A 23890-nucleotide genomic window follows, 5' to 3' on the forward strand; every position below is an offset into this window, starting at 1 on the left:
AAAGAAGCGGTGCGCGGCTTTGCAGAGAATCTTGCTTTCGGACGCCGTGTGTCCTGACCGACTGGCAAGGGGCGTCAGAGGAGAAGACCCAGATTGAAACGAGAACAGGGCCGGGGGAAGAGAACGTGGGGAGGCCCGAAGGGGGGCCTCAGGGCGGATTCGTTAATGTACAATGAAGCCCTTGTTTTGCCAGCGGTCGGACTGCCAGCGAAGGAGCATACCGACGCCGCGGAAGCACTCGTCGGCAGCCATTGCGATGTAGCATCCGATGACCATGTAACCCAGGTGAATGCCAAGGATCCAGCCTCCGACGACGGTGCACAGAAACATGAATACGATGCCGAGGATGACAGGAAAGACAGCATCGCCGCAGGTCTTGAGTGCATTGCCGTAAATCAGGTTGGTGACACGGCCGACTTCGAGGGCGACATCAATCCAGAGGAGACGGGTAACCATGTGCACCATCTCAGGATTGTCTGTAAAGAGCGGAATAATCAACGGAGACGCAAGCGCAATCAGACAGCTGAGAACGACAGCGACTACGATTCCGATGCGCCACGCTTTGTGCGTTTTGATTTTGCACTCTTCGTATTCTCCCGCACCAACACGCCATCCGGTCAGAATTCCATTTGCACCCGCAAGTGCTGCGCCGGCCGCGTAGGAAAAGTTCGCAATCTGTGTGGTATATGCACGCGCTGATACATAGAATCCATCTGCATCCATCTGATTGAGATAACGAATTGCAAATGTCATGGACACATTGTAGATAAAGGTTTCCATAGCGGACGGCAATCCGATTTTGATAATCTGACCAAAGATTAACCGAGAATTTTCACGCTCTGTCAGCTCTTTTGTGCGGATTAATGTCGTCGCAAAGAAAACCAGGATTCCCACATTCACGAGCTTGGAGATAACCGTAGCAGATGCCACACCTGCAACACCCCAGTGGAATACAAACAGGAACAACGCGTTTAATCCTAAATTCATCAAATTGCCGACAATGGTTGCATACAGAGGATGACGCGAGTATCCAAACGCACGCAGATATCCGGCAAAAATCGGCAGGATTGCATTCAGGAAGCAGCCGCCTCCGACAATTCGAATATAGATGGATGCCGGCGCTTCCAGTGCTGCGGACACACCAATCACATGCAGAATCTGTGTGGAAAACAGGAGCAGAAATGCAGATAATACTCCACCCAATATCAAATTAAAAATCAGTCCGAGATTGCGCGCCTGATAGGCGACGCCCGGCCGTTTTGCGCCAATATACTGTGTCATAACCGCCATCATACCGCTCGATACTACGGAAAACATCAGGATAAACATGGCAATATAGGTATTCGCAGTGCCGACTGCTCCTACAGCCTGGTCATTCAGGGACGACAACATTAGCGTATCTACCATTCCGGATAACATATAAAACAATGTTTCAATAAAAATCGGCACAAACAGTTGTACCAATGATTTTCGTTGCATACTCATTTCTTCACCATACTCTTTTCTAATCAATCTTGTTTTTTGGTATATGAATTATACCGCTTCAGTTTCCAAAAAACTTGCAATTGCTCTCCCGAAAATTGAACTATTTCTATCTGTGCAATAAAAAACCGGTCTACTTACTGTAGACCGGTTTCCTTTCTATTTACTTGGATAGATTTGAATCTCATTTCCATCTTTGTCTTTTCCAAAGATTTTGCGATTCTTGTAATCAAATCTTACACAATTATAGATTTTATCATGCAATTTCGGATCATATGCAGCAACTGAGATAGTCTTATTCGCTTCATCTATTTCATAAAGACTATCGTCCAATCTTGCATAATATTCTTTTGCTTCCTCAAATGTACATTTCCCAAATACAGTCTCTTCAATACTATTAGGAAATTCTCCATTTTCATATGCTTCTACAACATCTTTCTCTAAACTGATATAAAACGGAGTAGGTAAAGTGCATCTGTTGCCATTATAGTCATATCGTGTGCACAAATTTCTAGCGATATACTCATCATCGTCATTCTTATAGACAACATAATAATTGTTATCATGATAGAACCATTTGGCTTCCCGTTCATCCCACTCGAAATAAAAATTACTCGTTTTTAAATAATCCTTATTATCAGCAAATAACTTTTGGAATTCCTCGTTCGTATAGAAAAAAGTATGCCGTTCATCAATATTCACGCTGGCATCTGCTATCTCATCACATGTCCCAAGACTATATTTTGGTGCCATGCCATCCCAACTTGATACAACAATCCCATCCAGCTCTTCTTCCTGTTCCGTTCCGTAAATGGCCTGCTCTACCGCTTTGGCAACATCAATTTGTTCGTCTTCTGACGAGTGATCCATCTGATTCTGCGCTTTTGTGTGGTTGTTACTCCACAAAATAACGCTTCCAATTCCAATTAATATAACCAACAATCCACAATAAATTAATCTGCGTTTCATACCCATACCCCCTTTATTTCAAAACCGTTATTCCGGTCAAAAAATCTGAACATACATAAGAAACACGTGCAGCGTCTCCGTAAGTTTCATTTACAGAATTAGTTCCACACATTGTATGTAGCAAAGTAGCCCCAGACAATGCTAACGCAAATACTTTTTTCATTTCATCCTCCTAAATATTAAATATTTACAAAAAATACTATGGCAATTGTACCTAAGCATTTGTTTAATGTCAATGAGGATAGCGTAAAATATCTTGTGCAGATTGACTTCTTCCGCTCCCGTATATATGATAGTGATATCACTGATTATATGCGTAAATCGGAGAAGTAACATGTATATTGAATTGAAAGAAAATAAGGTTCACGGCACCAAAGAATTCCCTTTCATCGATTATCATATTTATAACATTGGGCATCCTTATCAGTTGCCGGTCCACTGGCATGATGAATTTGAAGTCATCTATGTGGAAAAAGGGAATTTCCGTGCGATGATTGACGGTACGGAATATGAATCAACCGGAAATGATATCTTTTTTGTAAACCCGGGAGAGCTACACTTCATGGGCTCAACCGACGGCAATGCAGATTATCACACATTCGTATTCCCATTGGAATTGATTTCATTTCAAAGCAGCGATGATTTGGAAACCGGATTCTTTGGTCCGCTCAGAAACGGAACGCGTAAGCTGAGCAATACACTCTCCGGTCAGCTTGACAAAATCGGGCTCTGCGAGATTTTGCGCAAACTTTCCGTCGCATATCAAGGCAATGACAAACAGTTTCAGGTGCGCATCCTGCTTCTGTTACTATTTTGTTCTCTCACAGATGATTCCATGCGAAAAACTTCTATTTCTTCGGCCGGCAAGAGCAGCCTGGGCAAAAATCTGGTCAGTTATCTGCAACAGCATTATATGGGCGCTGTTCGATTGAGCGATCTGGCAACCGAATTACATCTTTCGGAGAAATACATTTCGCGCTATTTCAAAGAATCGTTCCACCTGACCATCAGTCAGTATCTGGAGCATCTGCGTCTGACACAGGCCAAGCATTTGCTCAAAAAAACCGACCTTGCAATTACCGAGGTGGCATTGCAGGCCGGTTTTAGTGATGTCAGTTATTTTGTTCGTCGCTTTCACAAAGTGGTCGGAACCTCTCCGCTGCGCTATCGAAAGAATCCAACAGACTGATTTTACATTTCCTGTACCAGTTCAAGTGTATGCTCTTTGTTCATCTGCTTGCAGATTTCTACGAAGCGATCCAATGGCACATTCTGAATCTGCTTATTGGATCCGCGTACATTGATGGATACGGTATTTTCTTCCGCTTCTTTTGCACCAAGTACAAGAATATACGGATCACGATAAGGCTTGAATTTCTTAATCTTGCTTCGCATGTTTTTGTCGGTATAATCTGCTTCCACACGAATTCCAGCAGCCTCAAGTGTATCTGCCACCTTCTTTGCGTAATCATTGTTCTCCGGTGTAATCGGCACAACTGCCACCTGATATGGGCAAAGCCAGAACGGGAAGTTACCATTGAAGTTCTCAATGATGATACCGATGAAACGCTCCAGTGAACCATAGATTGCACGGTGGATAACTACCGGCATCTCAAGGTTTCCTTCCGGATTGGTGTAGGTCAATCCAAAGTTGTGTGGCAACTGGAAGTCGAGCTGGATCGTACCGCACTGCCATTCTCTTCCAAGTGCATCCTTAATCTGAAGGTCAATCTTTGGTCCGTAGAACGCACCATCTCCTTCATTGATTTCATATCCATCTTCGCCATATTTCTCGTCGAGGATCTCTTTTAATGCTGCTTCCGCACGATTCCAAACTTCAAGATCACCCATGTAATCATCCGGTCTGGTAGAGAATTCTGCGCGATAAGTTACACCGAAGGTCTTATAAATTTCATCCGCAATCGAAATGATATCTGCAATTTCTTCCTTAATCTGAGATTCCATTACGAAGGTATGGTCATCATCCTGACGGAATTCCTGTACACGGAAGAGACCGTTCATCTGTCCGGACTTCTCCTTGCGGTGAAGCACATCATATTCGCTGTAGCGGATTGGCAAATCCTTGTACGAACGAGTCTTGCGCTTGAACATCATCATGGCATTCGGGCAGTTCATCGGTTTTGCTGCCATCGTATCCACGGCTTCACGGTTATATACCGGAGTGTCTTTTGCGAGTTCTGCCGTTACCTGTTCACTGTCCTCGTCCAATGTCTCATTCAAATCTGCAATATTCATATCTGCCGGAGCATATCCATCGATACCCGGTACAATAAACATATTGTTTAAGTAATGAGCCCAGTGGCCGCTGATCAGCCAAAGCTTTTTGTTGTTGATTAACGGAGCCGAAATCTCTGTATATCCGTGTGCTCTCTGCAAATTGCGGGAATAGGTCAACAGTGACTGATACATCTGCCATCCTCTTGGCTCCCAGTATGGCATACCCGGTGCTGTCTCATCAAAATGGAAGAGTTCGAGCTGCGCACCAAGTTTCTTGTGGTCACGCTCGCGTGCTTCTTCAATCATCTTGATATGCTCTTTCAGCTGAACCTTGTCCGGATATGCATAGAAATAAACTCTCTGCATATGGTCGCGCTTTGCATCGCCTCTCCAGTATGCACTTGAGCAGGAATGTACTTTATAGCATACGCTCATCAGTTCCTGAGAGTTGGATACATGAGGTCCGCGGCACAGATCCACATAATCTTCACCGGTATAATAAACGGTCATGACTTCGTCTTCCGGCATTTCATCAATCAATTCCAGTTTGAATTTGTTGTTTTTAAAAATCTCACGCGCTTCTTCCTTGGTCACTTCCTTGCGTGTCCAGTCCTCGCGGCGCTTGATGATTTCTTTCATCTTATCTTCAATGGTCTTGTAATCAGCCTCGGTAATGGTCTTTCCCTCCGGAAGCACAAAGTCATAATATGCTCCGTCTTCAATCTGAGGTCCGATTCCGTACATGGTTTCCTTGCCGTACAATTCGATTACGGCTTTTGCCAGTACATGTGCCATGGAATGGCGATACAGTCCTAAAAATTCTTCTCTTTCCATGTCTACTCTCCTTCTATCACTGTTTAATGTAAAAAATCCCAATCCATTATGCATGCATAATGAATTGGGACGATGATTCGCGGTTCCACCCAAATTGCCATCTGCTTACAAGCAGATAACCACTCTATGGTCGTAACGAGACCAACGGATCCGATTAAGGATCTCTCCGAGGTGGTCTTCACAGATTTTCCTGCCAAAGCCTCGCACCAGCCGGCTTCTCTCTGGGGCATTTCAATTGCTACTGTCCTCATCAACGATTTCTTGCATTATTTACTTCCCATACCTTACCACAATTTCAGGCATAGTGCAAGAACTTACTTTTCTTGCTTTTTTGTCTTTAATTGCACTTCCGGCATCAGTTCCTCATCCATAACGGTAAGAATCTTTTGCAACGTTGCAAGCTCTTCTTCTGTAAAACGCTCCTGCATACGCTGCATTACCTGGTTGACATACTGCTGACTGATATTGTAATAGTTGAGATACTTGTCTGTCACTTCCAGATAAAATTCACGTCGGTCTGTCGTAGATTGTACTCTGCGCAGATAATTTTTCTTTACCAGATTATTGATTTTGTATGCAGCATTCGGAGATGACAGATTCGCCACTTCCGAGAACTGTGCCACGGTTGGTCTGCCGAGCGCGTAAATGATCTCCATACAAAATGTCTCTACTGTGGTAAGAGATGTCTCGCGATCTTCCAGTTTCTCAAATACCTTTTTGTAGAAATGCAGTTTAAAATTAGAATAAACTTTTACAAATGCGTCCTGTAACTTCATAATCGTCTCCATATATTTCTGATGATTTTTCTGTTACAAGTATATTATCAATTTTTAGTCTCTATTGCAAATGTCAATTCGGCAACAACTGCAATTTCTCCGTCAACGGTTGCCTGTGCTTTTCCAATCCCGATTGGGCCTTTCTCAGCAACGATTTCACAGCGCAGTTCCAGAACATCACCGGGCACAACCTGTCTCTTGAATTTCGCATTGCGGATCCCACCGAACAATGCGATTTTTCCTTTATTTTCTTCCTTTGACAAAATTGCCACCGCTCCGGTTTGCGCCAGCGCTTCGATAATCAAAACCCCCGGCATGACATGCTTTTGCGGGAAATGTCCCATGAATTGCATTTCGTTTGCAGAGACACATTTTCTGCCAATTGCCATTTTTCCCGGTTCAAAATCAAGGATTCGATCCACCAGCAAAAACGGATAACGATGCGGCAGAATCTCCTGAATCTGATTTGAATTTAATTCCATTATGCCATTTGCTCCTTTCCCACAATCACAGATGCGTTATGTCCACCGAATCCGAGTGAATTGGACATTGCATAATTGACCGTTGCTCTTCTCATTTCATTTGGCACGATATCCAGATCACATTCTTCATCCGGCACGCAGTATCCGATGGTCGGTGGCACGCAGTCATATTTTGTAGTCAGACAGCTGATAATCGCTTCGACAGCGCCGCTTGCCCCGAGCAAATGTCCGGTCATGGATTTGGTTGAGCTGACCATGACATGATCTGCCGCTTCCTGCAGCGCACTTCTGATGGCCTTTGTCTCGCCTTTGTCATTCAGTGAAGTCGAGGTGCCATGTGCATTGATATAATCCAGCTGCTCCGGCTGCAGTCCGGCATCTTCCATTGCCATGCGCATCGCATTGGCTGCTTCGCGTCCGTCTTCAAGCGGTGCCGTCACATGATTTGCATCACAGGTTGCACCATATCCGTATACTTCCGCATATATTTTGGCACCACGCGCTTTGGCATGTTCATATTCTTCCAATACCAGAACTCCGGCACCCTCACCCATCACAAATCCGCTTCGTTCTTTGTCAAACGGAATCGACGCGCGTTTTGGATCATCCGATGTGCAAAGCGCATGCATCGCAGTAAATCCGCCGATTCCAAACGGGGTGATACAGCTCTCTGCGCCACCGCATACGACGACATCCTGATATCCGTCTCTGACCTGGCGAAATGCATCACCGACTGCATTGGTTCCTCCTGCACATGCTGTTACCACACAGCTGCACATGCCATGCAAGCCATAGGTGATTGCAATATGTCCGGCCGCCATATTCGTAATCGACATCGGAACAAAATGCGGGGAAATACGGTCAAATCCCTTTGCCAGACCTCTTTCGCATTCTTTTTGAATGGTTCCGAGTCCGCCGATTCCGCTTGAGAAGATTACTCCACAGCGCGATTTGTCTTCCTGCTCCAGATTCAGTCCGCTGTCTTCCATTGCTTCTTTTGCTGCGCCAAGCGCCAGAACCGTAAATCGATCCAGCTTACGCAATGCGGATTTGTCCACTGCGGTCTGCGGATCCCAGTCTTTGACTTCTGCAGCCAGTTTTACTTTACAATCTGTCGTATCATACTGTGTGATTTCTGCAACTCCGCACACCCCGTCCAAAAGGTTCTGCCACATGGTCGGCACGTCATTGCCGACAGGCGTAATGGCACCGAGTCCGGTTACAACCACGCGTCTCTTTTCGTTGTTCATTCTATCCACCTTTTTTATGATTTTTTAACAGCTCATGCCCCCATCTACGGCAAAGACCTGACCTGTAATATATCCACTTTGTTCTCCCGCAAGAAAAGCTACCATGTTGGCAACATCCTCCGGTTGTCCCATCTGTCGGAACGGAATCTGTGACAAAATTCCTTCCTGTGCTTCTTCAGACAGCACAGCTGTCATATCCGTTGCGATCATTCCCGGCGCCACTGCATTGACACAAATCTTGCGCGATGCCAGTTCTCTGGCAAGCGATTTCGTCATTCCGATGACTGCCGCTTTGCTTGCAGCATAATTTACCTGTCCGGCATTTCCGATGATTCCGACCACCGAACTCATATTGATGATATGGCCTGCTTTTTGGCGCAGCATCTGACGGGCAATTGCCCGCATCATATAAAACGGTCCTTTGAGGTTTACCTCGAGCACACGGTCAAGGTCTTCGTCTGTCAGCTTCATCAGCAGATTGTCGCGTGTAATTCCGGCATTGTTGACCAGCACATCAATTCTGCCACCGAATTCCAATGCTTTTTGAATCAATGCATCACAGGCTGCTGAATCACTCACATCACATGAGACCGCACATACAGACACACCATATGCTTCGCAAGCCTGCTTTGTCTCCTGTGCCGCCTGCTCGTCCGAACGATAATTGAATACGATATCATATCCGTCCTGCGCCAGACGCAGACAGATGGCGCGTCCGATTCCACGGCTTCCGCCCGTAATCAGTGCCACCTTTTTCAATTGGGTTTTTTCCTGATTATTCATTGTTCTCTCCTGCTATCTCATCCAGCATTTCCACAAAATCTTCCATTGTGTCGATGCTGTAAATATCAACCTGCATTCCCATTGCACGCGCGGTCTTTTTGACAAATCCGCCCAGCACGCTTCCCGGTCCGATTTCGATGAATCGCTCCACTCCGGTCTCTAACATTTTGCGGATCTGCGCTTCCATGCGTACTGCACTTTGCACCTGCTGAACCAGAATCTCTTTCAAATCATCCGCTTCATTATAGTAATCTCCGGTTACATTCAGCAAAAGCGGAATCTGCGGTTTCGCAAATGCCATTTTGGCAAAATATTCCCGCAACTGTTCTCCTGCCGGAGCCATGAATTTGGTATGGAACGGTCCGCTGACGGCGATTCTGACCACGCGTCTGGCACCGTTTTCCTTTAACAATGCTTCTGCATTTGTGACAGCTTCTTCATCTCCGCAAATGACATATTGTCCCGGACAATTGTAATTGGTTGCGGTTACATATCCCGGTCCTGTATATTCTCTGCAAACACGCTCCACCACTTCGGCCTGTGTTCCGATGATTGCGCTCATTGCACATGCTATCCCGTTTGCCGCTTCCGCCATCACGCGTCCGCGGAATGCGGTCAGTCTGACATACTCTTCGGCAGAAAAGACATTCGCCGCATATAATGCACCATATTCGCCCAGACTCAGCCCGCAGGTGACATCCGGACGAATCCCGTTTTCATACAGCAGCTGTGTGGTTGCAGCCGCAAAAGCTGCCATACAGGCCTGTGTGTTTTGCGTTTTGGAGAGTTCCTCCATCGGGCCTTCAAACATTTTTTCTTTCAGATGCAAATCCGGATTTGCCACATCACAGGAATCAATGAAGCTGCGAAAACTCCCATAATTGTCATAAAAGTCCTTTCCCATGCCTACTGTCTGACTACCCTGTCCGGCATACAAAAATGCTGTTTTCATGCACATCCTCCCAGCTGTTTCAATACCTGTTGACATTCGTTTTCCATCGCAACAAAGATTTCTTCGATCGTGCGAATTTCGTGAAGCTGTCCGGCTACCTGTCCTGCCATCAGAGACCCGGTTTTGGTATCTCCGTCATAAACCGCTCTTCTGAGGGATCCGAGTGTAAATTGCTCGAGTTCCATCTTGTCGGCGCCTTCCCGTTCTTTTTTTACATATTCGCGCGCCATCTGATTTTTGAGCACGCGCACAGGAGTTCCCGCGATTCGACCGGTCACAATGGTATCGCTTCCTTTTGCTTTCACAACCGCATCTTTATATGCCTCATGAATCGGGCATTCTTCTGATGCAAGCAGGCAGGTTCCAACCTGCACGCCGATTGCTCCGAGTGCATATGCAGCCGCAAGCTGGCGACCGTCAGCGATTCCGCCTGCCGCAATGACCGGGATGGAAACCACGTCCACGACCTGCGGCACGAGTGCCATCGTTGTCATCTCTCCGACATGTCCACCACTTTCCGTGCCTTCTGCAATGACCGCATCTGCTCCGCAGCGTTCCATTTTCATTGCCAGGATTGGTGCAGCGACAACCGGGATGACAATCATGCCATGTTCTTTCCACATTGGAATATATTTTGCCGGATCTCCGGCTCCCGTTGTCACAATCTTGACGCCTTCCTCCGCAATAATCTGTGCCATGCGATCCACCTCCGGATTCATCAGCATCAGATTGACACCAAACGGTTTATCTGTTTTTGATTTACATATTTTGATATGCTCACGCAGCATTTCGGCATTCATTCCACCGGAACCGATCAGTCCGAGTCCGCCGGCATTGCTGACTGCTGCCGCAAATTCTCCCGTTGCAATATTTGCCATGCCTCCCTGGATAAACGGAAAGCGTATTCCAAGCCATTCATTTAATTTCATTGTCTATATACTCCTTTCCTATACCTCCATATATGCACTGCTCCAGGAAAGCCCTGCCCCGAATCCGACGAAGATAACGCGGCTGCCCTTAGGCAATTTGCCCTGTTGCTGCATTTCATGTATCGCAACCGGAATGCTGGCTGCCGATGTGTTCCCATGATTTTCAATATTGATAAAGAATTTGTTTTCAAATCCTTTGAATTTCTTGCGCACATGATCGATGATTCGACCGTTTGCCTGATGGCAGATGACATAATCGACATCCTCCATTGTAATTGCGAGATCGTCCATGACCTTGCGGATTCCGTCTTCCAATACCTTTACCGCAAAACGGAATACTTCATTGCCTTTCATAAAGAGCGATGTTTTCTCACATTTCGGTTTATTCCCGACGCTTGGACAATGCAGCACCACGCTGTCGCCTTTTGCCCAGCTTCTCTGATAAAAGCGTCCCTCTGACCTGCCGAGAATCGCTGCGCCAGCGCCGTCTCCGAAGAGAATGCAGGTGCCTCTGTCATCAAAATCCAATATTTTGGACAGTTGTTCGCTCCCCACCAAAAGCACATACTTCTGACGGATTGTTGCAAGCAGTCCATTTGCCACGCCCAGCCCCATCAAAAATCCTGTGCATCCGGCATTCAGATCAAATACCATTACTTCTTCCGGCAGTTCCAATCCCTGCTGAATCAGACATGCCGTCGACGGGAACAGATAATCCGCCGTGGTGGTCGCCACCACAACAGCTCCGATATCATTTTTGTCAATTCCGGCTTCTTTTACTGCTTTTCTTGCCGCTTCAATCGCAAGAGACGCACAGGTTTCTTCCTCACAATAGTTGCGGCTTGCGATGCCGGTTCTTGTCCGGATCCATTCATCACTGGTATCCATAATTTTTGTCAGATCATCATTGGTCACACGACGCTTCGGGAACGCAGTCCCTGTTGCTATTATTTCCATTTTTCTATGCTTCCTTATCTTTTACCGCCTTACAGGCTCCAACATCTGCCATCCAGATTGCGGAATTTCTCATAACGATTCAGTGCCAGCTGCTCCGGTGTATTTTTTTCAAGTCGTTTGAGCGCTTTTCCAATCATCGCATCGAGTTGTTTCATTCCTTTGTCCCCCTCAGGTATGATATCATCAATCAATCCAAACTCCTTTAATTCTTTGGCCGTGATTTTCATAATCTCACAGGCCTCCGGCGCCCTTGATGCGTCTTTCCACATAATTGAGGCGAACCCTTCCGGCGACAAGATTGCATAAATCGCATGTTCGAGCATCCAGACGCAGTCTGCTGTTGCGATTGCCAGCGCGCCACCGCTGTTGCCTTCTCCGGTAATAATAGAGATGACCGGCACTTTAAGTGCGCTCATGCATGCGATGCTCTGTGCAATGGCATTGCTCTGCCCGTTGCTTTCCGCCTCAAGTCCCGGATATGCCCCGGGCGTATCCACAAATGTGATAACCGGCCAGCCGAATTTTTCCGCCATTTTCATGAGGCGGATTCCTTTTCGGTATCCTTCCGGCGAGGTCATTCCAAAATTGTATTCAATATTTTCTTTTGTATTTTTTCCCTTTCGATGCCCGATTACCATGACCGTTTTCCCATGAAAGCTTGCCATTCCTCCGACAAGCGACGGATCATCGCGAAACAGGCGGTCTCCGTGCAGCTCCACAAAGTCGTCAAACAGTTCGCCAATATACTCGGCAATCCCGTTTCGTTTTGGATTTCTTGCCTCCTGCACGGTTTCATATGGAGACAAAATTGTTTTTGTACTCATGATTGTTTCCCTTTTCGGTACATTTTCAGAATGCGGCCCAGATAGGTGCGTATTTCTTCACGCTTGACGATATCGTCAATCATTCCGTGCTCCAGCAAGAATTCTGCGCGTTGAAATCCTTCCGGCAATTTGCGTCCTATCGTCTGTTCAATCACACGCGGTCCCGCGAAACCGATCAGTGCGTCCGGCTCGGCCAGCATGATATCACCCAGACTTGCATAACTTGCGCTGACACCGCCCGTTGTCGGATGTGTCAGGAATGACACAAACAGCCCGCCATCTTCACGAAATCGATGGATTGCAGCCGCCGTCTTTGACATTTGCATCAGTGAAAAAAGGCCTTCCTGCATTCTGGCCCCTCCGCTTGCGCTGAAAATCACAAGCGGCAGGTTTTTCTTTCCTGCCTTCTCTGCGAGTCGTGCGATTTTTTCTCCGACTGCAGTACCCATGCTTCCCATGAGAAAATGGCTGTCGAGCACGCCGATTGCAACCGCAATCCCTTCTATCTTGGCAATCCCGCAGGTAAATGCGTCCATCGTCTTGTTTTTCTTTCTCAGGTTCTTTAATTTTTTCTCATAATCCGGGAATGCAAGCGGATTGCCGGTGGCCATCATCCTGTTCATTTCATGAAAACTGCCTTCATCACATACCATCTCGATTCGCGTTTGCGCATCCAGCGCAAAATATGCACCGCAGTTTTTGCAAATCCAATGATTTTGCTCCAGCTCCTCCCGCTCGGCCTGCGCCGCACACTGTGAGCATTCCAAAATCCGCTTATGATTTGCCCCGGTCGCAATGCGTCGGCTTTTTAAAGTGGAAAGACGGCTTTTCTTTTTATGAAAAATTTCATCCAGCTTCACTTCTTATCCCTTCCTTCAACCAGTCCTCCATTTGCTCATGGTTTTGCTCCCAGAAGCCGGTTGTATAATTCCCTTTCAAAAAAACAGGATGATAGGTCAGTAAATACATGAAATCATAATTTGTTTTGATTCCGTCTATTACAATCTCCTCAAGCACGCGGCGCAGTCTGCGGATTGCCTCGAGGCGCGTCCTTCCTGATACGATCACTTTTGCAATCATGGAATCATAATACGGACTCACCTGATATCCGGTGAACAAATGACTTTCGATTCTCACACCATATCCTGACGGAAAATGCACAAATTGTATCGTGCCCGGTGTCAGTGCATTGATACGACACTCGATTGCATGCTTTTCGATCCCGATTTCATCCTGTGTGAATCCAAGTTTCATCCCCAGCGCAATTCGTATTTGTTCCCGAATCAAATCAATTCCGGTAATTTCTTCTGTCACCGGGTGTTCTACCTGAATTCTGGTATTCATTTCTATAAAATAATATGCGCCGGACGCATCCAGAATGAATTCCACTGTCCCGGCACTGTAATATCCTGCGGCTTTTGCTGCGCGAACAGCGGTCTCCCCCATCTCTTTGCGCAATTGTGGAGTCAGTACCGCAGATGGCGACTCTTCCAATAATTTTTGATTGTTTTTCTGGATGGAGCAATCACGTTCTCCGAGATAAACGGTATTTCCCTCGCAATCGGCCAGAATCTGAAATTCGATATGATGCGGATCCACAATCAGCTTCTCCATATACATATCATCATTTCCAAAGGCAGCTCTTGCTTCTGCTTTTGCTGTCTCAAATGCGCTTCTGACTTCCTCCTCGTTAAACGCACGGCGCATTCCCTTTCCGCCGCCGCCCGCAGAGGCTTTTAACATAACCGGATACCCGATTTGCTCTGCCATGGCCACTGCCTGATCCGCATTTTCCAATAATTCCTTTGATCCCGGCACAACCGGCACCTGATGTTCCATCATCAGTTTTCTGGCCGCCTGCTTGTCACCCATATGGCGGATAATCGCCCCCGACGGGCCGATAAATACGATTCCGTTCTCCTCACACAGATCAGCAAAGTCTGCATTCTCCGACAAAAATCCATATCCCGGATGAATGGCATCACAATGCTTTTGCTTTGCCGCCTGTACAATGATTTCCGGATTGAGATAGCTTTCACTCGCCGCTGCCGGCCCGATGCAGATGCTGTCTGTCGCTTCCATCACCGGAAGCGACTCGCGATCTGCTGTAGAAAAAGCCACCACACTCTCGATTCCCATTTCTCTGCAACACCGCACGATGCGAAGTGCAATCTCACCGCGGTTTGCAATCAGGATTCTTTTAAACATTTGACGACACCTCTATCAGCGGCTCATTGTATTCCACCGCTTCCCCATTGCCCGCGCAAATCTTTGTCACAATTCCATCTCTGTCGCAGACAACTTCGTTCATCATTTTCATCGCTTCGATAATTCCAATGACATCGCCTTTTTTCACATGTTGTCCCTCTTTGACAAACGGCTCGGCATCCGGAGATGCCGCATGATAAAAGACGCCAATCAGTGGTGCCTTTACTGCATTCGCATCCTTTTTTTCCGCAGCAGCCGGTCTCGCAGTATCAGTTCCCACAACATTCGCCCTCTCAGTGTCAGGTCTCGTAGTCTGGGCTAATCCTATGTCCTCTGCCTGCACCGCCAACTGCGATGCTTTTTTCAAATGCAGTTCCACACCGTGCATCTGCAGATCAAGCTCTGCCACCGCTGATTGTTCAAAGCGATCCCAAAGTTCATATACTTCTTTGAGTTCCATATTGTCTCAGTCCCTTTTATGCAACAGCCTTATCAATGTACTCTACAATATTTCCTACAGTCACAAATCCCTTCAATGCATCTTCATCGATGGTAATGCTGTAGTTCTCCTCCAATGCCATGCTCAGCTCCATTGCATCCAGAGAATCGATGCCCAAATCATCCTGAAGCTTCGCCTCAAATGTAATCTTTTCCTCATCACAGCTAATCGTATCTACAATAATTTCCTTTACCTTTTCAAATGACATAGCTTTTTTCTCCTTTTTACCATTACGGTTTCTCTTTTGTTCTTTACTTAAACTATTTTAGGTAAACAATTGTGCTCTGTCAACTCTTTTTTGGGGACGGGGGTTAGCGGACAGTAGGGTGTCCCTAAAGTGAAGAAGGGTGTCCCTAAGTGGTCGTTTCCATCTTTCTAAGTAATATCAGCGGTTACAAATTCGTTTTTTTGATCTGACACCTTTGAAATTTTTGTTATTTTATCTATAAAATTTTATCAATTGCCGTTTTTTTGCAAAACCGTGGAAACCGTTTTCAAAAACAGCGGCCCGCCCCATTGCAACACTTGAGTCTTTTGGTTTATTGCCGGAAGGGACACCCTTCTATCGTTTCGGGACACCCTACTGTCCGCTAACCCCCGTCCCCAAAGGTAAAAAAAGGGGTAAAAAAAAAGCGCTTTGCACAAAAGTGCAAAACGCTGTCATTCTTGTTCAATTAAGCCTGCAGGCCATGATGTTCCTGCTTTTCCACATACATCAGCCGGTCAATCTGTTCCTGGAATTGCTTGGCTGAAACCAGATTCTCGTGATGATAAACCTCGTAGCCGCAACTGATGTCAAATTGTTCCGCCCAACCGTTCTTTCTGCGAAGGCGCGCAACCGCATCACGCACCGATTGTATCTTTTCACTTAGGATACTGCGGTCGATGATATCTGAAATCACACAAAACTCATCCCCTCCAAAGCGACCGATATATGCGTTCTCTCCAAAGGTATTCACCAGAATCTCGGCCACTTCCTTGATGGCTTTGTCGCCGGCTTCATGTCCGAAGGAATCATTGACCGTCTTGAAATTATCAATATCCATCATGATTGCCGTAAAGTCACGCCCATACAGCGTACTGTTTTTTACCATGTCCTGCATTTTGATATCCAGGCCACGGCGATTTAATACTCCGGTCAAGTAATCGACATTGACATCCTTACTCTGGAACAGGAAAAACAAAATCAGACATCCCAGAGAAATACCCGCGTATGTGGCATCCAGCTCTGCGATAAAAATCTGCGTTGCCGACCCTATCAGTGAAAAAATCGGTAAAAACAATATGATGGTCTTGTATTCGCTCATGATATTTTTTTGGAAAATAAATACATATGCAACAAGCAATATGATAAATACCATCAAAAGGATACCGCGTCCCATAAACAGGCTTCCACGGTAGTATTTCATATCTTCGAAATAGAAGAACCACTTCAAATGGAAAATGCTCGAAATCAGCACCAGCAGAATATTGGCTGCCGCAAATACCTGAAAGGCGATTCGAAACAGTTTTCTTCCGGCAAGATTCTCCTCATCCATCCAGCAGTCTACATAACTGAGTGCAAACAAAATATCAACCGGATCAAACAAAAATATAATCAAATATCCGATTCTCGCCAGAAAAAGCCAGTGATCAGGATACATTTCTCCAATCCGCCCTATTGTCTCAGCGAAAATCAAAATCAGGGTCATAATCAAAATTGAGCAATACTTCCGACCGCTTTTCAATCTTGATGTCTTGTTTTGAAAAATCAAAAGTAAAATCAGCAGGAACGCAGTGAAGAAATTCAAAACGACCCAACCGTCCAAAGTAATCATAAAAATCCCTCATTGAAAATCCACGATTCGTATATATTTATTTCCTACAGCCAAGTACTTCTCCCATTTGAACCGGCAATTCCACATGCTGTTGCATGGCATTTTTCACAGCGGAATTCAGTTGCACGGCATCCTTCGGAAGCAATACGATAATCGTAGAGCCACCATATTCGAAATGCCCTTTCTCCATACCTCTTTTGACCATGCATGAATCCTGCGATTCGTTTGCAATGCGTCCAACCAGCATTGCGCCGACTTCCATCTGCACGCAACGGCCGAAATTTTTTGTATCAATTACCGCATATTCGCGGGAGTTTTCCACAAAAACAGGATATTTTTCCAGCGCAACCGGGCGAACCGTATGAAATACCCCGTTGATTTTACGATTTTTGTATTTATGACCGGAGTCAAAATAAATATAGCGATGATAATGGTTCACGCACAGACGAAATACCATGCAATAACCATCCTCAAATGACTTCGCAAGTTCCTTGTCGCGCAAAAGTGAAGAAATCGTAAAGCGGCTCTGCTTTACCCCGATTACATCGCCCTTTGAGACTTTGTGAACCGTCAGTAATCCGTCGCACGGTGCGATCAAAGCAGAATCGTCCATTTCTATCGGACGCAGTTCTTTCTTGATTTTTCTGCAGAAAAAATCATTGAAGCATTTGATGCCATCAAGTTCATAATCATCCGTGCAGATTCCATTGCTCTTTACAAACGGCTGAATCAGGGCCCTGGACGCACGCGAATCCAGCAACCATCCGGATATCACCGAAACCGGGCGACTGATCAATGGACGAAGCAGAACGCGTCCCACTTTTGTTCCATACAAAAACTGAAGTGTATCCATAAAGTCCTTTCATTAACAAACAATCATGATTGTTGAAATGAATTCCACCAGTCCGAGTAAAACGATGACGATCATCCCCTTGTTTCCAACTTTGCGCACCTTGACATTCAGCAGGAACATCACGGCAACCAAAAGCATGATCAGGAAATACCAGATTGTCAAATCGGCCTTAACATAGAAATTCAAAATCAATGCAAGCGGGAAAATCAGTGCTGCGGAGGTCACCGGAAGTCCGGTAAAATATTCCACTCCGGTCTCTGCCGCCTGCTTCTTGCGTTCATCGATGGTAACATTGAAATATGCCAGACGAATCAACGCAGCAAGGATATAAATCACAGTGATTGCGATCAGAAGAATCATAATGGAATAATGTCCTTCGTATTCCTTGCGGCGAACAAGCTCTGTGAAAATACCATTTTTGCGAAGCTGTGCGATTCCGATTGCAGCCGGCAAAACACCGAAACAAATCAAATCTGACAGCGAATCAATCTGCACACCGAAATTCTTTTCGAACTCTGTACGATTCTTTTTGGTGCGCGCCACACGTCCGTCAAATCCATCCAGAAATCCTGAAATCATCAGGAAAATAATACCAATATAAGGATGACCGATTCCCGTCATGGTCGCGATGATGCCGACAGCCCCGGACATCATGGAAAGATATGTTAAAATTACAGTATAATCATAAACTCCTATCATGTTTCTTTCTCCCTGCTAAGTATCCTATCAATGTGATGATGCCGCTGATTGTCACACAAATGTAAAATGTGATTCCACGGCTGAGCAATTCCAGCTGGAATGCCATATCGCGACTCATCAAACCGCGAAATCCATCGAGCATCAGATAATCCGAAATTCCCATTCCACCCGGGATCGGAACAAAATTAAAGCCGATGGTAACCAGACACTGCTTTGCAAAAATCACAAATCCGTTTTTTGCATCTCCATGCATCGCAAAATATAAATAAACCGGTACAATCATCTGCGAAGCTCTCTGCAGGAGATTCCAGAACAATGCCTTTCCCATCAGATGTGGCCGCCCCGAAAAGAGCGATGCGCATTCCATATAATCGGACCTTGCTTTTTCGATTTTTGCAAGTTTTCTCTTTTCGCCGTGCAACAAATGCTTTCGGCAGAGAAATTGAACGATTCGTGCAGTCAAATCAAAAATCCAGTTTCCCTTTTTCAAAATCAAAAGGAAAATCAATGCCAGCGCCGTCAGCGCGACAAACCCGATTCCGATGAACACTTTGGCCGGCAGGCTGAATGTGAAAAAAGCCCCCGGATTCAGCACAATCGAAAACAATCCCAGGATTACGATTGAAATCGTGTACATCATCAAATTCAATATCAAAGTCGCCGTAACGACGCCCCCCGGGATTCCGTCGCGCAACATAAAATATGCGCTCGCCGGCTGTCCTCCGGTTGCAGAAGGCGTGATGGCTGAAAAATAAATATCTGAAGTACTGTATAAAAACCCTTGGCGCAGTTTGCTCGAATATCCGATTCCCTTCAAAATTGAACAAAGTGCAACCCCCTCAAACCAGACAAACAATCCCGCTGATATGATTCCGGAGATCAGCCATGCCGGATTTGAAGACCTGATCATCTGCCAAAACTGTTTCGGGGACAGCCCTTCACTTTGGCTGATAATCATCCGCACTGTAAAAACGACCAGGAAAATAAATACAATCGACCAAATCAGATTCTTGTATTTACTCTTTTGTTTTTTTGTTTCCATCTACATTCCATTCTCTTTGGATTATTTTAATATACTAAATCAACTTAATTAGTATATCATATTTTGCCCTATAGCAAAAGAGCACAGTTCATCTTAGGGTCTCTAGGACTCTTCGCCCTGCTCCGTCGTCTGAAATTTGAAAACACGTGACAGGATTTTTTCGTTGATTTTGCCTGACAGTGATTTCATCTTTGCGGCATACCATTTCGGGAATCCGGTCTTGCCTACAATAAAATAACTGATTTCTGCAAGCGCCACTCCGGAGATGACATCCACAAGTACATGCTGCTTGGTCGTCAGAGTCGATATGTAAATCGCAATTGCAATCAAAAATGATGTAATCTTGTACCAGGTCGGAACCTTTGGATTCCTGCGCACTGCAATAAAGCAGAAGCAGCTGGTCAGACAGTGGATGGACGGAAACAGATTATCCGCAGCATCGATTCTGTAAATCAACAGCAATAGCCAGTCAAAAAAACCGTCATTGACAATTTCCGGTCGCACATTGGTCGTCGGGAGAATCGAAAAAGCAATCAGACATACTACTTTTGCCGCAATATCAGCGCTCAAAAGATGGTATGCTTCTTCCCGATCCTGCTGAGCACCTATGACATAATTGATTGCCCAGAACAAAAAGCTTCCCAGATAAATCAAAATCGTCCAGGACAAAACCGGAGTCATGCGATCGATTTCCAACGTCATATCCGCATGATGTCTCCAGCTCGACCAGATTCTTGATCCGTTGTAGGCAATGGTATTCATTGCCAAAGTAAATATAAGAGGCAGATACATCTCCTCTTTTAATCTTTTAAACATTTAATGATTCCTCTCATCTGTTAAGGTAGCGGATGTCCCGCACTTAAATAGAGCTCATACCACTCCTGTCGGCTCAGTTGAATGCCCGTTGCATCGACAATCTCTTTTAAATGTGCGATTTTGGATGTTCCGGCAATCACCTGAATGTGTGCCGGATGACGCAAAATCCATGCCGCCGCGATGGTTGTCTCTGCAACACCGTATTTCTTTGCAAGTTCTGTCAGTTTTTCATTCAGCTGCGGATACTTTTCGCTGCCGATGAAACATCCCTGCCATGACGGCATCTGGAACGGGGACCACGCCTGTATGGTAATATCATGCAGGCGACAATAATCGAGTACACTGCCATCATAATCCACTGCCCCCGGTGTCTCCATATTCACTTCCATACCGTTTGCAATCATATTGGAAACAGCAATGCTAAACTGCATCTGATTATATATGATTGGTTGCTTTACATATTTCTGCAGCAACGCAATCTGTGACGGCTTGTGATTGGACACGCCAAAATGGCGGACCTTTCCCTGCTGATGTAACAGTTCAAATGCTTCCGCCACTTCTTCCGGTTCAACAAGGGCATCCGGTCGATGCAACAACAGCGAATCGAGATAATCGATCTGCATCCGTTTCAAAATCCCGTCTACCGATTCCAGAATATATTCTTTGGACTGGTCGTAAAATCCCATTCCTTCTTTTCGAATTGCACACTTTGACTGAATAAACAAATCCTCGCGGTCAATTCCACCAAGCTGCAATGCTTCTCCGAATACCTGCTCACTGCGGCCTCCTCCGTAAATGTCAGCATGGTCGAAAAATTTAACATCCATCTCCACAGCCTGCGCAATGTATGCGTTCATTTCCTGTGCAGTCATGTCTGCCAGTCTCATACATCCCACAATAATTGGAGCCTTTGCATCCTTTTGCATATCTTTAGCCTTTCAAATACAATCGCTTTCGCTACAACACTTATCGTTTCATTATAGCGCGCGTCCCCGCTCCAATTCAACCAAAATTTATTTCACCTTCACGCAAAACGGTGCAATCGGGAGCTGATGCTCATTGCAGATAAAGATTGTTGCATAGTCTGCCCATCCCATTGCTATCTGCAAATTCTGCGCATCCAGGGCCTCCTCCGGAATCGTTATATCGATTTCGGCTTTTTCCTCATCCAATCGCACATCCAAAGGCTCATAGATTTGCTCTTTGTCTGTCATCCGGATGTCCGTCTTGCCGCCCTTATCCTGCAAACTTTTTGCGAAATCAAACGAGCAGATTACATGGCTGCCCACACGTCTTGCCTCTGCAATCCGCGGATTTTCTCCGTATCCCGGCTCATATTTGCCATATAAATGGCTGATTGCCTGCAGGTACAGGCGACGGCCGATCTCATATTTTTCCTTCGGATGAATATCATAATAACTGCCCAGATCCATGATGGAAGTCAGATAGACAGACGGTACGGTATCCGCAACTTTCTGTTGCTGCATGCGTACTGTGCAATAATCATCATTCGTGCATTCCAGCCATTTGCAAAACGGCGCCAGCTGCACCACAAAAAACGGCAGTTCATCCTGCCACAGACTCCGCCACTCCCTGATCATTGCAGTCAGTAAACGGTCATACATAAATGCGCGATCACCGCAGTCCGATTCTCCCTGATACCACAAAGCGCCCTTTAATGAATAAGGTGCAATCGGCTCAAGCATCGTATGATACAGGCCACCCGGGCGATTCTCATTATACGGTCCCATCGGAACAATCGGTCCCCGGCCATGCTTCATACATTCGAGTTGTTCTTCCCAGCTTAAGCCATACAGCAGCGGTTCAAACCCGCGGTACGATTCCGGTTCATCCAGCTTTTCCCACTCCTGCAGACTGACTCGCCGCAGTTCTTCCGGCGCATATTCAGAAACTGCCGCTTCATATTCTTCCAGATACCGATTCAGTGGAGCATCTTCCAGTGCTTCGCACGGCAACCACGTGCTTGCAGTCGAACCACCCCAGTTGCATCCGATGATACCGATTGGAACAGACAGATCCTCCTGCATGAAACGCGCAAAACTGTAGCCGATTGCAGAAAAATTCTCATATCCGTCTTCCTTGTCATTCAACCATTTTCCATATCCGCCTCTTGCGCCGATATTATGCGTCTCATGGCCTTCAAACGCGCGCTGCGGCACATTATAAAAATGGATATTCGGATTCATCGGCAGATTGCGCGTATGTTCCCAGTCTTTCTCATATTTGTTGAAGAACTCCATGTTGGACTGGCCGCCCGCAATCCAGACATCTCCGATATGTACCGGTGCAACGGTAACCGTATCTCCCGAATCCGTTTTGGCTTCCAGTTTCAAATCAGAAGCCGCCGCACGAGACGAAAGTTCAGCCGTCCATTTGCCGTTTTTGTCGGCCTGTGCTCTGCACGTCTCCTCCCCAAGTGTCACGCACACCTGCGTCTGCGGTTCTGCCGTTCCAAAAATATGAATCGGCTTTTCTCTTTGTAATACCATTCCATTTCCAAATATTTCAGCAAGCGAAAAATTATTCATTACCCTTCTCCCTAAGCTCTGCTGTCCAGTACAAGCTCTTAAACTCTGTTGGTGTACATCCTTTTTGCAATTTAAACATACGAATGAATGATGAAATGGATGTAAATCCACAGTTCAATGCAACATCCGTCACCGAATTGCCCGGTTCAATCAGCAATTCCTGTGCCTTCGCAATCCGCTTCTGATTCACATATTTGTAAAAAGTCGTACCCGTAAACTGCTTGAACAGGCGCTCAAAATAGAATTTGCTGAAGCCGCTCATATTCGCAATTTCATTTAATTTTAATTCTTCCGAACAATGTTCGTTGATATAATCGCAGATTTCCATAAATCGAAGTGCATATTCTTCTCTGGTCGCCGGATTGTATTCTTCCGGATTGTTTTCGTTGAGTGAGATATTGCGTCCGACAAGCGATAAGAATTCCAGCACTTTGCTGTAAATGCTCACTTCCGAAAACGGTGCCGCCTCCATATATTCATCTCGAATGACCACAAGAAGCTCAGCAAGACGCTGATAAATCTGCGGATTGTCCTCCGGTGTAATCACTGCATAAGGAGACAGAAAAGAAATCAGCACATCGATATCGCGCATAAATCGCAGATTAGTCGTATTCGGCTGAAAGATAATCCGCCGTCCTGTTTCCGGTGCCGTGATCGAATGAATACAGCCCGGGCAGATGATGCAGATATCGCCCTCCCGTAAATGGATCTGAGAATTTGTAAAATGCATAGTGTAGTCATTTTCCACCGGCATGACGATTTCGATTGCCGGATGCCAGTGCATCGGATAATCTTCATATTCTGTATTGTCATACAGTTTTAAGGTTGTGCTCTTTTTATAATTGACAGTTTCAAAAATTCCATCAAGGCTCTCAATCATTTTTTATCTCCTGTTTTTGGCTTGTGCAATAATTGACAATCTATTGTTTAC

At 45.7% G+C, this 23890-nt stretch carries 26 protein-coding genes and 1 other annotated feature; of the genes, 2 read left to right on the plus strand and 24 right to left on the minus strand.

The window, feature by feature from the left end; translation table 11 throughout:
* Nucleotides 1-162 precede the first annotated feature (162 nt).
* From CSX02_RS06565 to CSX02_RS13530, 3 genes are all read right to left on the minus strand, one after another.
* Nucleotides 163-1485 (minus strand): MATE family efflux transporter, encoded by a 1323-nt coding sequence (locus tag CSX02_RS06565; RefSeq protein WP_099386072.1) that lies wholly within the window; start codon nt 1483-1485, stop codon nt 163-165.
* A gap of 156 nt (nt 1486-1641) precedes the next feature.
* Nucleotides 1642-2451, minus strand: coding sequence for a hypothetical protein (locus CSX02_RS06570; RefSeq protein WP_099386073.1), 810 nt, complete (start codon nt 2449-2451; stop codon nt 1642-1644).
* A gap of 13 nt (nt 2452-2464) precedes the next feature.
* A complete protein-coding gene (locus CSX02_RS13530) occupies nt 2465-2614 on the minus strand; it encodes a hypothetical protein (protein WP_189281394.1) in 150 nt (49 codons plus the stop codon).
* A gap of 38 nt (nt 2615-2652) precedes the next feature.
* Between CSX02_RS13530 and CSX02_RS13980 the strand changes: the two genes are divergently transcribed.
* Together CSX02_RS13980 and CSX02_RS06575 are read left to right on the plus strand one after the other, a co-directional pair.
* A complete protein-coding gene (locus CSX02_RS13980; protein ID WP_272756386.1) occupies nt 2653-2784 on the plus strand; it encodes a hypothetical protein in 132 nt (43 codons plus the stop codon).
* A gap of 1 nt (nt 2785) precedes the next feature.
* Entirely contained in the window at nt 2786-3640 is an 855-nt protein-coding gene (locus CSX02_RS06575) for an AraC family transcriptional regulator (RefSeq protein ID WP_189281396.1), read from the plus strand.
* 2 nt (nt 3641-3642) lie between these two features.
* On the opposite strand, the gene CSX02_RS06580 is transcribed toward CSX02_RS06575, so the two are convergent.
* From CSX02_RS06580 to CSX02_RS06685, 21 genes are all read right to left on the minus strand, one after another.
* Nucleotides 3643-5523, minus strand: coding sequence for a threonine--tRNA ligase (locus tag CSX02_RS06580; RefSeq protein WP_031544391.1), 1881 nt, complete (start codon nt 5521-5523; stop codon nt 3643-3645).
* A gap of 62 nt (nt 5524-5585) precedes the next feature.
* Nucleotides 5586-5786, minus strand: a binding site (T-box leader).
* 51 nt (nt 5787-5837) lie between these two features.
* On the minus strand, nt 5838-6299 hold the full coding sequence (locus tag CSX02_RS06590) for a MarR family winged helix-turn-helix transcriptional regulator (RefSeq protein WP_031544389.1): 462 nt from the start codon (nt 6297-6299) through the stop codon (nt 5838-5840).
* 47 nt (nt 6300-6346) lie between these two features.
* Complete coding sequence (fabZ, locus tag CSX02_RS06595; protein ID WP_031544387.1) at nt 6347-6781, minus strand: 3-hydroxyacyl-ACP dehydratase FabZ; 435 nt, start codon at nt 6779-6781, stop codon at nt 6347-6349.
* Nucleotides 6781-8031: a beta-ketoacyl-ACP synthase II gene (gene fabF / locus CSX02_RS06600; protein WP_099386077.1), complete on the minus strand. Its 1251-nt coding sequence runs from the start codon at nt 8029-8031 to the stop codon at nt 6781-6783. Before fabF ends, fabZ begins: the two co-directional genes overlap by 1 nt.
* Nucleotides 8032-8055: 24 nt before the next feature.
* Nucleotides 8056-8814 (minus strand): 3-oxoacyl-[acyl-carrier-protein] reductase, encoded by a 759-nt coding sequence (gene fabG, locus CSX02_RS06605; protein WP_099386078.1) that lies wholly within the window; start codon nt 8812-8814, stop codon nt 8056-8058.
* Nucleotides 8807-9766 (minus strand): ACP S-malonyltransferase, encoded by a 960-nt coding sequence (gene fabD, locus CSX02_RS06610; protein WP_099386079.1) that lies wholly within the window; start codon nt 9764-9766, stop codon nt 8807-8809. The genes fabG and fabD overlap by 8 nt, the downstream gene beginning before the upstream one ends.
* Nucleotides 9763-10695 (minus strand): nitronate monooxygenase, encoded by a 933-nt coding sequence (locus CSX02_RS06615; RefSeq protein ID WP_099386080.1) that lies wholly within the window; start codon nt 10693-10695, stop codon nt 9763-9765. The genes fabD and CSX02_RS06615 overlap by 4 nt, the downstream gene beginning before the upstream one ends.
* 18 nt (nt 10696-10713) lie before the next feature.
* On the minus strand, nt 10714-11652 hold the full coding sequence (locus CSX02_RS06620; RefSeq protein WP_099386081.1) for a beta-ketoacyl-ACP synthase III: 939 nt from the start codon (nt 11650-11652) through the stop codon (nt 10714-10716).
* Between the two features lie 29 nt (nt 11653-11681).
* Complete coding sequence (locus tag CSX02_RS06625; protein WP_031544375.1) at nt 11682-12476, minus strand: acetyl-CoA carboxylase carboxyltransferase subunit alpha; 795 nt, start codon at nt 12474-12476, stop codon at nt 11682-11684.
* Nucleotides 12473-13336, minus strand: coding sequence for an acetyl-CoA carboxylase, carboxyltransferase subunit beta (accD, locus tag CSX02_RS06630; RefSeq protein WP_099386082.1), 864 nt, complete (start codon nt 13334-13336; stop codon nt 12473-12475). Before accD ends, CSX02_RS06625 begins: the two co-directional genes overlap by 4 nt.
* Nucleotides 13323-14684, minus strand: a complete 1362-nt coding sequence (locus CSX02_RS06635) for an acetyl-CoA carboxylase biotin carboxylase subunit (RefSeq protein WP_099386083.1) — start codon at nt 14682-14684, stop codon at nt 13323-13325. Before CSX02_RS06635 ends, accD begins: the two co-directional genes overlap by 14 nt.
* On the minus strand, nt 14677-15144 hold the full coding sequence (accB, locus tag CSX02_RS06640) for an acetyl-CoA carboxylase biotin carboxyl carrier protein (RefSeq protein ID WP_099386084.1): 468 nt from the start codon (nt 15142-15144) through the stop codon (nt 14677-14679). Before accB ends, CSX02_RS06635 begins: the two co-directional genes overlap by 8 nt.
* A 16-nt stretch (nt 15145-15160) precedes the next feature.
* Nucleotides 15161-15391 (minus strand): acyl carrier protein, encoded by a 231-nt coding sequence (locus CSX02_RS06645; RefSeq protein ID WP_031544367.1) that lies wholly within the window; start codon nt 15389-15391, stop codon nt 15161-15163.
* Nucleotides 15392-15857: 466 nt separating this feature from the next.
* Nucleotides 15858-17000 carry a GGDEF domain-containing protein gene (locus CSX02_RS06650; RefSeq protein WP_099386085.1) on the minus strand — a complete coding sequence of 381 codons (1143 nt, stop codon included), beginning with the start codon at nt 16998-17000 and terminating at the stop codon, nt 15858-15860.
* A gap of 37 nt (nt 17001-17037) precedes the next feature.
* The gene (locus tag CSX02_RS06655; RefSeq protein WP_031544362.1) at nt 17038-17853 is read right to left on the minus strand and encodes a phosphatidylserine decarboxylase; all 816 of its coding nucleotides are present in this window, start codon (nt 17851-17853) and stop codon (nt 17038-17040) included.
* A gap of 12 nt (nt 17854-17865) precedes the next feature.
* On the minus strand, nt 17866-18552 hold the full coding sequence (locus CSX02_RS06660) for a CDP-alcohol phosphatidyltransferase family protein (protein WP_099386086.1): 687 nt from the start codon (nt 18550-18552) through the stop codon (nt 17866-17868).
* Nucleotides 18536-19594: a lysylphosphatidylglycerol synthase transmembrane domain-containing protein gene (locus tag CSX02_RS06665; RefSeq protein ID WP_099386087.1), complete on the minus strand. Its 1059-nt coding sequence runs from the start codon at nt 19592-19594 to the stop codon at nt 18536-18538. The genes CSX02_RS06660 and CSX02_RS06665 overlap by 17 nt, the downstream gene beginning before the upstream one ends.
* 102 nt (nt 19595-19696) lie before the next feature.
* On the minus strand, nt 19697-20410 hold the full coding sequence (locus CSX02_RS06670) for a phosphatase PAP2 family protein (protein ID WP_099386088.1): 714 nt from the start codon (nt 20408-20410) through the stop codon (nt 19697-19699).
* A 20-nt stretch (nt 20411-20430) separates the two neighbouring features.
* Entirely contained in the window at nt 20431-21336 is a 906-nt protein-coding gene (locus CSX02_RS06675) for an aldo/keto reductase (RefSeq protein ID WP_099386089.1), read from the minus strand.
* Between the two features lie 87 nt (nt 21337-21423).
* Nucleotides 21424-22959 carry a sialate O-acetylesterase gene (locus tag CSX02_RS06680; RefSeq protein WP_099386090.1) on the minus strand — a complete coding sequence of 512 codons (1536 nt, stop codon included), beginning with the start codon at nt 22957-22959 and terminating at the stop codon, nt 21424-21426.
* Entirely contained in the window at nt 22952-23839 is an 888-nt protein-coding gene (locus CSX02_RS06685) for an AraC family transcriptional regulator (RefSeq protein ID WP_099386091.1), read from the minus strand. Before CSX02_RS06685 ends, CSX02_RS06680 begins: the two co-directional genes overlap by 8 nt.
* Nucleotides 23840-23890 lie beyond the last annotated feature (51 nt).

Source organism: Agathobacter ruminis (assembly GCF_002735305.1).
GTDB classification, from domain to species: domain Bacteria; phylum Bacillota; class Clostridia; order Lachnospirales; family Lachnospiraceae; genus Roseburia; species Roseburia ruminis.